This window comes from Sphingobium tyrosinilyticum, from assembly GCF_042654265.1.
Taxonomy (GTDB): domain Bacteria; phylum Pseudomonadota; class Alphaproteobacteria; order Sphingomonadales; family Sphingomonadaceae; genus Sphingobium; species Sphingobium tyrosinilyticum.
Map to the genome: position 1 here is coordinate 1 of NZ_JBHSFZ010000033.1, position 10,945 is coordinate 10,945.

Here is a 10,945-nt window from a genome sequence, read left to right on the forward strand (position 1 = left end):
AGCTCAAGGAAATGGGCGTCGCAGGCGTGTTCGGCGCAGGATCCAAAACCGAAGACATCATCGCCTTCGTGCAAAATGAAGGCAATCCACAAAGATGATGCATTTCGTGGATGTCTGTGCGCTCCAAGACATTCCCAACGGTAAGCATCGCGCTTTCGTCATCGAAGGCGTGTCTATCCTCATCTTCCGCATCAACAACGAAGTCCATGCGCTGGAAAATCGCTGCACCCACCTCGATTTTCCGCTCCAGGGCGGACGGCAGATCGGATCGACCATCGTTTGCCGCAAGCATGGCGCACGTTTCGACATATGCACCGGCAAGGCTGTCGTGGGACCGGCCGTAGATCCGGTCCGTCGCTTCGAAGCCCGGATCCATCATGGCCGGGTCGAGGTGCAGCCCGGCAAGACTGTCGTCAGGCACCTGTTTCGCAAAGCGATCTAGGGGCGCTGGGCTTTCGGCGCAGACAGCCCGCGAAACGGGCCGATACATGAGGGAGCGGCGCTCATGGCGGTAGCGCACAGACGGCGCGATTGAACCGCCTTTTTGCGTTTTCGCGCCGCTGGCATCCGAATTTTCGGACCTGTCGTCGGAAAAGCTGCCGCCATGCATCTTCACCAGACGGCATGGCCTTTTGCGAGGAGCGGAACTGGTGCCAGGAGGCCGCACGGAGATCATAGCCTGGGTGGCGAGCAACATTGTTCCCCACGAACCGCAGCTGCGCGCATGGCTGCGGCGCCGGGCGTTGCCGGTTCAGGACATAGACGACATCGTGCATGACGCCTATCTGTGCATCGCGCAGTTGACGGATGTGAGCCATATCCGCAATGGGCGTGCCTACCTCTTCACCACAGCGCGATCGATGATGCTGCAACGAGTCAGGCGCGAACGGATCGTGCGGATCGACAGCCTGGCGGATATCGATGCCCTGGGGATCGAGGATGGGGACCCGAGCCCGGAACAATATGCTAGCGCCCGCCAGGAACTGGCAAGGATTCAACGTTTGATCGCAGGATTGCCCGATCGGTGTCGAGAGATTTTCTACTTGCGGCGGATAGAAGGCGTGCCGCAGCGGCAAATCGCCGAACGCATGGGTCTTGCCGAACATATCATAGAAGCCCAGGCAGTGCGTGGTCTGAAGCTGATTATGAAAGCGATAGCGAAGGAGGAGGGGGAGCAGGACCAACATCAAGGAAGCAGACATGAGCGACGCCCGGCGACCCATCGAGAAGATTGATGACAACGCGGCGCACTGGGCCATCCGGCTCGAGGACGACGCCCTGTCCGACGTCGAGCGAGCAGTGCTGGAAGGCTGGCTGGCCGAGGACGTCCGGCATGAAGGCGCGCTGCTGCGTGCGCAGGCCACGCTTGCCTATCTGGACCGGGGCCGTGCGCTCGGGGAAAGCGCGGCATCACCACGGGACTTCTCCTTTCCAGACGAGGTGGATGGTTCCAATCGGCGGCGATTTCTGAAACTGTCCGCTGCCGGCCTGGCAACGGCAGCAGCGGGAGCGGGCGGCTTCCTTGCCCTCTCTCGCCTCGGGCAGGAGGAAATCACCACGCAGGTCGGCGAGGTGCGCCGCGTGCCCCTTGCCGACGGATCGGTTGCCGTGGTCAACACCGCCAGTCGGGTCGCGATAGCCTTGCAGCCAAAACAGCGGGACATCCGCCTAGAGGAGGGCGAAGCCTGGTTCCAGGTTGCCCATGACAAGGCGCGGCCCTTCATCGTCGAGGCGGGGGCGGTGCGCGTACGTGCGGTGGGGACTGCCTTCGCGGTGCGCCGCCGGCCTGGCGGCGCCGATGTGCTGGTCACCGAAGGCGTCGTCGAGACCTGGATCGAGGGTCAGGAACGAAGCCGCCGCCGTCTGACGGCGGGCGCCCAAACCTATGTTGACACAAGTGGTTCATTGGAGCGGACGAGGGAAAATGCGCGGCAGGACGTCGAGCGCTCGCTCGCGTGGCGCAGCGGGGAGATCGTGCTCGACGGGCAAACGGTTGACTATGCTGCGGCCGAACTCAACCGCTATAATCGACAGCGTATCGTGATTGCCGATCCCGCTATAGGGCGAGAACGGCTGGTGGGCTATTTTCGCACCAGCGATTCTGCAAAATTCGCCACTGCCGTTGCTGAAATGACCGGGGCCAGAGTCACTGAAAAGGAAAGAGTAATCCTGATCAGCCGTTAGCGCTTGCGCCAACCATGTGAATGCACGCCCTAATTCTGTCATCAGAAATGTGAAAAAATGAGTCTTCCCCATCGGAAAGGGCCTCGCCGTGCATCACAGCATAAGGGAATGGCGTGCTGGGGCGCCACCGCTAGGGGGAAAATCTATGATCATTCCAACCGCCATAATGGTCGCCATGACTGTGCAACCGGCGGAGGCGGAGGTGCGGAATTTTGCCATTCCGGCGCAGCCCGCCGAAACTGCACTTACGGTATTCGCGAAACAGTCGGGCCTTCAGATTCTCGCCAGTAAGAGCCTCTTGCGGGGCAAGCGGGCGAATGCCGTCATCGGCCGACTGGAGGTCGAAGTGGCGCTTCAGCGGCTGTTGTCTGGGACGGGGCTCGCGGCGCGCCAACCCGCTGACGCGAGTGGTATTATCACTATAAGGCGAACGCAGGCCGTTCCAACCACGCAGACCGATATGCCGGCGGACCGGGGTGTTAGCAGATCTCCGGCTCTCCCCGATGGCGACATCGTGGTGACGGCGCGGCGTCAGAAGGAAACATCGCTGGCGACCCCCGTTGTCCTGACAGGCATCAGCCAGAAGGAAATAGATCGGCGCCACCTGACCCGGCTCGATGAACTCAACAATGTGGTGCCGCAACTTCAGATCGGGGGCGGTGCGGCGATACAGGGCGGGGGCATCTTCCTGCGTGGCGTGGGCGCCAATGCAAACACCACGACCGCGGACCAGGGTGTTACCTTCAACATCGACGGCGCGCAGGTTGCAAGGTCGAGCATTCGCCGCATCGGCCAGATGGATCTGGCGCAGATTGAAGTTCTCAAAGGGCCGCAGGCGCTGTTTTTCGGCAAGAACAGCCCGGGCGGCGTCATTTCGATGCGCACCGCGGATCCCACGGATCATTTCGAGGCCAAGGCATCGGGACTTTATGAATTCAATGCCCGCGAAGCACAATTCGACGGCTTCGTCTCAGGCCCTCTCACCGACACGCTCGGCGTTCGCGTGGCTGTCCTTGCCTCCCACATGTCAGGTTGGGAGAAAAATATCCTGCCTCCCGACCTGCCGTTTGCAAGTCCTCGGAGCCGGCTTCCTCATGACAGGGAGGTGGCAGGCCGGTTGACGTTAAAATTCGACCCTTCGGAACAGTTCGACGCCCGCTTCAAGTTCAACTATGGCAAACTCGAAACGGCGGGCGCATCGGAAACCCGGCAATATAGCTATTGCCCGTTCGGCATCCCTCAACTGCCGCTGGGTGTGAACGGATCGGGCGAAAATTGCAAGGTCGACAACAAGGTCGCCTATGGCGGCTATGGCACCAGCTTCGCAGCGCTAGGTGCTGGCGATGGCAACCCGAAGGTCGACCAGAAGCAGATATTGTCCTCGCTCGAAATGAATTATCGGCCCTCGGACAGTCTGACCTTCACGGCGCTCACCAGCCTCTACACGGCCAAGATCGACTGGGTTGATCCGTATTTCACGACAACAGACCCCGATCTGATCATCGTCGGGGATTATCACATCAAGCTCAGGGAACTCAGCCAGGAACTTCGGTTGGGGAGCAGCTTCGCAGGTCCGGTGAACTTCCTTGTCGGCGGCTATTTTCAGGACAGCCAGTTCCTTTACGACACACGGGACGTCGGAATGGCCAATAATCCGACCAACTTCGGGTCAGGCAAGCTGGATCTGGACGGGCGGCATGTCTCCCTCTTCGGCCAGATCCGGGTCAATCCTGTTCCGACGGTCGAACTAGCTGGTGGTGGCCGCTATTCCTGGGAAAGGAAGACGGCGTCCTTCTCCAATCTCGTGGGTCGGACCCCGCCTGCCGATCCCGATCGCAAATGGACGAACTTTTCGCCGGAGTTCACCGCCACCTGGCGGCCGTCGAGCAAGCTCACGCTGTTCGCGAGCTACAAGAAGGGCTTTCTCAGCGGCGGCTTGTCACCCTCTGGTGTCGCTTATGGTCAGCAGATTACCAAGGGTGCCGAAGCGGGGGTGAAGGCCCTGCTGTTCGGCAACAGGCTGCGCGCGAACCTGAGCGCCTACCATTATGAGTCCACCGGCCTGCAGGTGACCTACGTGGAAGGCATCCAATTCCTCACCGCCAATGCGGGCAGGGGAACGGTCAAGGGCGTCGAGGCCGACGTCAACTGGCAGACAGGGGTCGAGGGCCTGACCTTGCGAGCCGCAGTCGGCTACAACAAGGCGCGTTTCGACATATATACGGCCAACTGCTATCCGGGCCAGACTATCGCGGCCGGTTGCAATGTGGGCCTTCTACCCAGCGGCGCTTATTCCCTCCAGGACCTGGCAGGCCGTCCTTTCGCCAATGCTCCGGACTGGTCGGGCAATGCCGGTATCAACTATGAACGCGATCTCAACAGCGGCTGGCGGATCGGCCTGTCGACCGATGCCAGCTACAGCAGCAGCTATTATACGGACACGAGCCTGGCACCGAGGAGCAAGCTGGACGGATATTGGATGCTGGATGCGAACGTCCGCCTGAGCAGGAGCGACGGTAAGTGGGAGGCTGCGCTTCTCGCCCGCAATCTCACGAATGAACACCCCTATCAAAGCTCCTTCGCAGTGCTCTTCACTGGCGGCCCCTCGGGAACCGCAGGGCCGACCTTTGATGCGGACCGCTATGCCTGGGGTGTCAATCGGGGGCGTCAGCTGGCCGTCCAGATCACCCGCCGGTTCGGCGCGCGCTGATCGCGCGTAACCATGTGCCGCCGGTCAAGCAACAAGAACTAGGGGATGTTTCGATGAAAAAGGCTGATGACGGGAAAGGGGATGAGACCCAGGCCGGCGAGGGAAGGGGAGGGATTTCGCGCCGATCGGTCGCTCGCGGCTTTGCTGCGCTGGCTGCCGCCCTCACGCAGGCCGGCACCAGTTGGGCCGCGAACGCGGAGGGCATCGCCCGGCAGTATAGGCCCGTCGGTCTGGGGGTCGACTATGCCACCAGGGATTCCGTCTACTACGATCCCCAATATCCGCCGATCCACTTCCCCCATGTTTTCATGAGCCAGGGAACACCCATTCAGTCCTTCATGTGGCTTGCCAGCGGCGCAGAACCCAGGGGCTGCGTGATCCTGTCTCCTCAGCGCTATGGGGGAGACAGTCTGGACAGCCTTGTTCCGGCGCTTTTGGGCGCGGGCATCCACGTCATGCGTTTCAACCCGCGAGGGATGTGGGACAGCGAACATCAATATTCCTTTATCAGCGCGCTTGAAGATCTGCATGCGGCTGTCGCCTATCTGCGGGAGGATGGAGGACGGCACACGGTGCCCCCCGGCGTGGCCGCCGATGAGCGGCTGTTCCAGATCGACCCTGATCACATCGCGGTCCTCGGCAAGAGCGGCGGCGGCGGCATGCTGGGATGGATCGGCGCAGCGGAAAATCCCGGCCTCAACACCGCCATCACTGTCAGTCCTTCCGAGCTGATGAAGGCGCCCTTGCCCGCGAACGTCCAGAAATGGTTCAACGACCTCAAAAAATCCACGGCCGGGCGTGTCGATCTGGTCGCTGAGCTGAATAGGGTCACGCCGGCGGAGTTCGAGCGGCTGAGCATGCGGAAGGCGGCCGCGAAGCTGGTGGACAAGAACATGTTGCTGGTGGGGCATTCGAGCCGGGAATATATGCAATCGACCCACGAGCCGCTTGTGAAAGCGATGTTGGACGCGGGGGCCAAGCATTTCTCCCAGGCGGTTTTCCAGGCCAACGACTATTATCTGACGGCGCGGATTGCCCTTGCCCAGCTGGTCATATCCTGGCTGAAGGAAGAGTGCGGCTTCTGAAGGCATTGCAGCGACCTGTTGCCGGACCGAAATGTCGATCACGCGGCGCGCGTCGCTGCCCCACCAGATTTCCTCACGCGCGCGGAGACGTCACCGCTTGGCGAAGATGCTCTATGCGCTCGGGATAATAGGTTTGCAGATAGGCGTCGAGAAACGCTGCGTCCTCGCGGTCGGGATCGACCCCTGACGTCCAGGTCAGGTTCGTTTGCCCTTCATCCCCGGCGGAAAGGCTGATCGTGCCCCTCAACCCCTTCGACGCCGGGTTGCTGCCGTCGATAATCGCATAACGCAGGATGTGCTGGTCATTATCCAGCAGTTCCAGCTTCTCCGCCGCCCAGAAGTCCGCGAAATACAGCCTGCGAACCGCGCCGACGCCGACGCCCAAGGTTTCGCAGCGTTCGACCCCGGGATGCCAGCGCATCAGGTTGGGGAAGTCCGCGATCATTGACCAGAGATGGTCCAGCGGGGCATCGATTGTGGCATCAAGGGTGATCGTCATCTATGCGCTCCATCAGGCAGCGAGGCGCAAAGCGCCTCCGGAATTCTGCGTCATGCCCTGCCCGTTAAAATATGGTACTGCCGCTGGAGAGGGTTTGACTAAGATAGTATCTATATCCTATATATCCCGTCAACGGCAAGCACACTGGCTCACCGAAAGATGCCAGCGCGAGAATGCGGAGATTTACAATGGCGAAGGTGCACAGGGTTTCCGGCTATCATCAAGGGAAGATCAACGCCAATATCGAAGACGTCTGGTCGCTGATCACGGATTGGGGAACCCTTGCCTGGTATGACGACGGAACGAATTCCGAAGGCATGAAAGTCATGGACTGCTGGCTGGAAGGCGAGCCGGGCGCGGTGCCCCGGACCCGGGTGATGTCTCGTGGGGAAGGCGCAGCAGAACTGGGCGCGCCGGTTGAAAATCGCGAGGTGCTGCTCGTCGCCGATCCGGTGGCGCACCGGCTCTATTACGACGCGACCGACGGATTTGCCGAGGGCATACGCAACTATATGGCGAGTTGGGCCCTGGATGAGCTGGATGATGGCGGTTGCATGATGACCATCTCCTCGAACTTCGACTGCGTGCCGGCCGAGGTCGGTGAGCAACAGGCCGCCATGCTCCATGGCGTCTATGTGTCAATTGTGGCCAGCCTCGACAAATATTTTGCGAAGAGGCGAGCAGCGGCCTGATAGACCTCGATCGATCTCCGGACTGATCAGGGAGAATGCTGGAGGATGTTGCTATGAGCGGCCATTCGCGGGATATCGCACAGCTGTTGGATCGGCAGCAGATAACTGATTTTATCCATCGCTACTGCCGCGCTGCCGACCGGCTGGATGTCGATCTGATCAAGACCACCTTCTGGGAATACGGCGCCTTTGACGGAGGGCCGTCGGAAGGTCCCGTGCTGGACATTATCGCCGCCTTCTTCGAAAATGTGGTCCGCCATATGTGGCCGACGAGCCATCATGCGGTTTCCAACATCCTGATCGAGCTGGATGGAAACCAGGCCTTTGTGGAGACCTATCTAACGGCGCTCCATCTGTCCCACCCCCAGCACGACAGTCGCGCTGCGCTGCTGGGCGAGGAAAATGCCCTTGACGCAGGGTTCAAAGGTGACGACGTGGCCGAATTCATCTTTGGAGGACGCTATATCGACCTGTTCCAGCGCCGGGGCGGGGAGTGGCGCATCTTCAGGCGAAAGATCGTGCCGGACTGGAATCGCGTCGGACTCTACAGCGGAATCACCACCGGCGGCCAATATGATCTCTTGCGTCATCGATCGAGCCGCGATCGTCATGATCCGGCCTATTCGCGGTAAAGCGAACCCTAACAGGCGCGAAGGCTAGCCCGCGCGCAGAGCGCACGCGGGTTGCAGTCGGACGGCCTGCCGACTGCAACCACGGCGGACAAGATCCCGTTACTGGGCGGTCAAACCGCCATCGGCCGGGAGCGCTGCGCCGGTCACGAAGCTGGCGGCATCGGAGGCCAGAAATGCAAAGACGCTGGCGATTTCGGAAGGCGCAGCGCCGCGGTTCAGCGGCATGCGCGCAATGAAGATATCCGCGTCCGAACCAAGCTGCTTCATCGTGGCTTCCACCATCGGCGTCAACACCACGCCGGCATGGACCGAATTGACACGGATCTTCGATGGGGCCAGTTCGATAGCCGCTGCCTTGGTCATGCCCGTGACGGCGAATTTGGACGCGCAATAGTCCATGTTGTTCGCGGCCCCGACAAGGCCGTAACCGGATGAATTGTTGACGATCGACCCGCCGCCCGCACGGAGCATCGACGGGACAACAGTCTTCGTGCCAAGGAATACACCATCCTGATTGATGGCGCAGACCATCCGATATTCTTCCAGCGTCATGTCGCCCATCGGCTTCCAGTGGCCGGGATGCCCGGCATTGTTCACCAGCACATTGACCGGCCCGAAGGCGGCTTCCGTCTCCGCCACGGTGCGCTCCCAGTCGGCCGCCTTGGTCACGTCCAGGCGCGAAAAGCGGATCCGGTCGCCCAACTCGCTGACCAGCGCTTCGCTTGCTTCGGCTTGGATGTCACCGATCGTGACGCTGGCGCCAAGTTGGTGGAACAACCGCACGGCCGCGGCGCCGATGCCGCTGGCTCCACCTGTAATGAGGGCAACCTTGCCCGTCAGATCAAACATGGCTCATCCTTCTAATCATAATCATCGGATAGTGGAAAATGGGACAGGGGGCAGAACCCTCAGCTCAGGACATCGTCTGCAAGCTTGGTGTCGATCAGTTCCCGCATTTTCAGGATCTTGTCGCCCCGGAAGTGACAGAAGACGGCATAGTCGCCATCGAACCGCTTGCCGTTCACCAGTTCGCATTTGCCAGAGAACATGGCGGAGACGACATCGCCTTCCTCGACCATTTCCTGGAACAGGAATTCTCCCGGGCGGGCGAGTGCGGAGGAAAAGGCTTCCAGCTGTCCCAGGATTTCGGTCAGTGTCCTGGTGCCCCGCAATACGGTGCTACCCAGAAACTCGTGCGTATAATCTTCGGTTACGAAGGCGCGGAGCGCCTCTCCGTCACCCTTGCCGACTGCGGCCACATAATCCCGAACGGCTTTCTTTTTCGCGCTGTCCATTTCCACTCCAATTTTTTGTCGTGCGGTTTGGCGTCGTCCTCACTAAGAGGATCAGCTGGTGTTATCCTATGGATCGCCGCCCCGTTTCGGCGGGGTGACGGCGATCCCCGGGCGAGATGATCGTCACAATGCCTCGAGGATCGTCACATTCGCCTGGCCGCCGCCCTCGCACATGGTTTGCAGGCCATATTTGCCCCCCCGTGCGCGCAGCGCGTGGATCAAGGTCGCCATCAGCTTCGTTCCCGAGGCGCCGACCGGATGGCCGAGCGCGATCGCGCCGCCATTGACGTTCATCTTCATCGGATCGACGCCGGTATGCTTCAGCCAGGCGAGCGGAACTGGAGCGAAGGCCTCATTGACTTCAAACAGGTCAATGTCGCCGATCGTCATCCCGGCCCGCTTGAGCGCCTTGTCCGTGGCGTAGAGCGGCTCTTCCAGCATGATGATCGGGTCACCGGCGGTGACGGTGAAGCTCGCGATCCGTGCGATCGGCGTCAGCCCATATTGCTTGAGCGCCTTTTCCGAAACGATCATGACGGCCGATGCGCCGTCGGTGATCTGCGAGGAGGTCGCGGCGGTGATGAGGCCGCCTTCAACCACCGGCTTGACGCCCGCCATGCCTTCGAGCGACGCGTCCCAGCGGATCCCTTCGTCCTTGACGTGGAGATCGGTCGAACCATCCGGCAGGGTGATCGTGATCGGCACGATTTCCGCCTCGAACGCGCCGGAATTGGTCGCGGCGGTCGCACGGCGGTGGCTTTCCAGGCCAAAGGCGTCCAGATCCTCCCGCGTGAAGCCCCATTTCTTGGCGATCATCTCGGCGCCGCCGAACTGGCTGAAGTCCTTGATCGAATAGCGGTCGCGGATCGCCTGGATCATCGGCGTCTTCCCTTCCGCAGCGTTGGTCGCTGCACCGAGCGGTACGCGGCTCATGCTCTCGACGCCCGCGGCGATCACGATGTCCTGCGTACCTGACATGATCGCCTGCGCGGCGAACTGCACCGCTTGCTGCGAAGAACCGCATTGCCGATCGATCGTCACTGAAGGCACGGACTCGGGGAGCTTCGATGCCAGCACGGCGAAGCGCGCAACCTGGCGTGACTGTTCGCCATATTGGGTAACGCAGCCCAGAATGACATCGTCGATCGCTTCGCCCGGCACGCCCGACTGGTCGACGAGCGCGTTCAGGACCTCAGCGGCGAGTTCGACCGGATGCCGGCCGGAAAGCCTTCCATTGCGCCGCCCGCCAGCGGTTCGAACGGCGGCCACGATATAGGCGTTCATAAGCTTTCCTTCATGCTCTGGTCGGCTCAGCAGTCTTGGTGATGCTCTGGCGCCGGTTTTGCCCCAGCCCATGTGCACGCTACTCGCCTGATCGTATAGGCTCTGGCGGACACGTTGTAAAGGACTAGGTCCTACATACTGTTTCGGACGCATGGCGCAAAGGCCATGCTTTCCGGATGAGTAAAGGGCTACAGGCATTGCCTTTTTTGGGATGGCGTCTGCAGGTGGCTTGCAGATCGGCGTTGAAGATCGTTCCAACTATGCGTGTCCGCTCTGCACAGGTTCATACGCAGGGTTGAGCCGGTGAAGTAGACGCTGAGTCGGTCCTTTGCTGGGACGTTGGCTGAGGATCAGTGGTCCTGTCGATCGTCTCGGTCGATCTACCTTTGCATGCCCGGAACGGCCAAATTTGCGCCCGCGCTGCGGCGGTTGCATGACGCCGATTGCATTGTCAGTCCGAAAGCATTAGGTCCTACATCCTGTTTTGATGAGAGGCGTGTCATGGGATATGATTATCGGGTGGGGTTTGTGACCTACCCTGATGCGGAGCCGGGCAGTCCTGGT

The 10,945-nt window shown here is 60.8% G+C and carries 11 protein-coding genes; 7 read left to right on the plus strand and 4 right to left on the minus strand.

Annotated elements, in window-relative coordinates:
* The first annotated feature begins 94 nt into the window (after positions 1–94).
* The 5 genes from ACFO3E_RS14975 (at position 95) to ACFO3E_RS14995 (ending at position 5,979) form a co-directional block, all read left to right on the plus strand.
* Complete coding sequence (locus tag ACFO3E_RS14975; RefSeq protein ID WP_380805715.1) at positions 95–442, plus strand: Rieske (2Fe-2S) protein; 348 nt, start codon at positions 95–97, stop codon at positions 440–442.
* A gap of 208 nt (positions 443–650) precedes the next feature.
* Positions 651–1,235, plus strand: coding sequence for an RNA polymerase sigma factor (locus ACFO3E_RS14980; RefSeq protein WP_380805717.1), 585 nt, complete (start codon positions 651–653; stop codon positions 1,233–1,235).
* Positions 1,201–2,184, plus strand: coding sequence for a FecR family protein (locus tag ACFO3E_RS14985; protein ID WP_380805719.1), 984 nt, complete (start codon positions 1,201–1,203; stop codon positions 2,182–2,184). Before ACFO3E_RS14980 ends, ACFO3E_RS14985 begins: the two co-directional genes overlap by 35 nt.
* Before the next feature lie 175 nt (positions 2,185–2,359).
* On the plus strand, positions 2,360–4,894 hold the full coding sequence (locus ACFO3E_RS14990) for a TonB-dependent receptor (RefSeq protein ID WP_380805721.1): 2,535 nt from the start codon (positions 2,360–2,362) through the stop codon (positions 4,892–4,894).
* Positions 4,895–4,947: 53 nt separating this feature from the next.
* Positions 4,948–5,979, plus strand: coding sequence for an alpha/beta hydrolase family protein (locus ACFO3E_RS14995; RefSeq protein WP_380805724.1), 1,032 nt, complete (start codon positions 4,948–4,950; stop codon positions 5,977–5,979).
* Between the two features lie 73 nt (positions 5,980–6,052).
* On the opposite strand, the gene ACFO3E_RS15000 is transcribed toward ACFO3E_RS14995, so the two are convergent.
* The gene (locus ACFO3E_RS15000) at positions 6,053–6,478 is read right to left on the minus strand and encodes an SRPBCC family protein (RefSeq protein ID WP_380805727.1); all 426 of its coding nucleotides are present in this window, start codon (positions 6,476–6,478) and stop codon (positions 6,053–6,055) included.
* 188 nt (positions 6,479–6,666) lie between these two features.
* Between ACFO3E_RS15000 and ACFO3E_RS15005 the strand changes: the two genes are divergently transcribed.
* Both ACFO3E_RS15005 and ACFO3E_RS15010 read left to right on the plus strand, forming a co-directional pair.
* Entirely contained in the window at positions 6,667–7,170 is a 504-nt protein-coding gene (locus tag ACFO3E_RS15005; protein ID WP_380805730.1) for an SRPBCC family protein, read from the plus strand.
* A gap of 53 nt (positions 7,171–7,223) precedes the next feature.
* A complete protein-coding gene (locus ACFO3E_RS15010) occupies positions 7,224–7,802 on the plus strand; it encodes a nuclear transport factor 2 family protein (protein WP_380805731.1) in 579 nt (192 codons plus the stop codon).
* A 99-nt stretch (positions 7,803–7,901) separates the two neighbouring features.
* On the opposite strand, the gene ACFO3E_RS15015 is transcribed toward ACFO3E_RS15010, so the two are convergent.
* From ACFO3E_RS15015 to ACFO3E_RS15025, 3 genes are all read right to left on the minus strand, one after another.
* The gene (locus ACFO3E_RS15015) at positions 7,902–8,651 is read right to left on the minus strand and encodes a glucose 1-dehydrogenase (RefSeq protein WP_380805734.1); all 750 of its coding nucleotides are present in this window, start codon (positions 8,649–8,651) and stop codon (positions 7,902–7,904) included.
* Positions 8,652–8,710: 59 nt separating this feature from the next.
* Positions 8,711–9,097, minus strand: a complete 387-nt coding sequence (locus tag ACFO3E_RS15020) for a nuclear transport factor 2 family protein (RefSeq protein ID WP_380805737.1) — start codon at positions 9,095–9,097, stop codon at positions 8,711–8,713.
* A gap of 123 nt (positions 9,098–9,220) precedes the next feature.
* Positions 9,221–10,381 (minus strand): acetyl-CoA C-acetyltransferase, encoded by a 1,161-nt coding sequence (locus ACFO3E_RS15025; RefSeq protein WP_380805740.1) that lies wholly within the window; start codon positions 10,379–10,381, stop codon positions 9,221–9,223.
* Positions 10,382–10,945 lie beyond the last annotated feature (564 nt).